Consider the following 1,053-nt stretch of genomic DNA (forward strand, 5'->3'; position numbering starts at 1 on the left):
GGGCTGCCGGCGTGCTTGAGCGAGGTCAGCGGCGATGCGCCGGTGCCGCCGTCATAGCCGGAAATGGTGATGTGATCGGCGCGCGCCTTGGCGACGCCGGCCGCAACCGTGCCGACACCGACTTCCGAGACCAGCTTGACCGAGACATCAGCCGCCGGGTTGACGTTCTTGAGGTCGTAGATGAGCTGCGCCAGATCCTCGATCGAGTAGATGTCGTGATGCGGCGGCGGCGAGATCAGGCCGACGCCGGGCGTCGAATGCCTGACCTTGGCAATGGTGGCATCGACCTTGTGGCCGGGCAGCTGCCCGCCCTCGCCGGGCTTCGCGCCTTGCGCGACCTTTATCTGCATCACATCGGAGTTCACCAGATACTCCGCCGTGACGCCAAAACGCCCGGAAGCGACCTGCTTGATCGCCGAACGCTCGGGGTTCTTGCCGCCGTCCGGCAGCGGCAGGTAACGGTCGGCCTCTTCGCCGCCCTCGCCGGTGTTAGACTTGCCGCCGATCGTGTTCATGGCGCGGGCCAGCGTGGTGTGCGCTTCCCTGGAGATCGAGCCAAAGGACATCGCTCCGGTCGAGAACCGTTTGACGATATCGGCCGCCGACATGACCTCGTCGAGCGCGACCTTCTTGCGCCCGGTTTCTTCGGCCAGCCTGATCTTGAACAGGCCGCGAATGCTCTGCGCCCGCGCCGTCTCGCTGTCGATCTGAGCGGAATAGTCCTTGAACGTCTGCCACGATCCCTGGCGCACGGCGTGCTGCAGGGTGGCCACCGCATCGGGCGACCAGATATGCGCTTCGCCGCGCATGCGGAACATGTATTCGCCGCCGACCTCGAGGCTGTTGCGCAGCACCGGGTCGTTGCCGAAGCCGTCGGCGTGGCGGCTGACCGTTTCGGCCGCGATCTCTTCCAGCCCGACGCCTTCGATCAGCGTCGCGGTGCCGGTGAAATATTTTTGCACGAAGTCGGTCTTCAGCCCGATGGCGTCGAAGATCTGCGCGCCGCAATAGGACTGGTAGGTCGAGATGCCCATCTTCGACATCACCTTGAGA

At 65.0% G+C, this 1,053-nt stretch carries 1 protein-coding gene; it reads right to left on the reverse strand.

The features are described 5' to 3' along the window. On the reverse strand, positions 1–1,053 hold a 1,053-nt coding region (locus tag EN742_RS35820), incomplete at both ends, for an FMN-binding glutamate synthase family protein (RefSeq protein ID WP_148670566.1).

Source organism: Mesorhizobium sp. M4A.F.Ca.ET.020.02.1.1, from assembly GCF_004022645.1.
GTDB lineage: Bacteria > Pseudomonadota > Alphaproteobacteria > Rhizobiales > Rhizobiaceae > Mesorhizobium.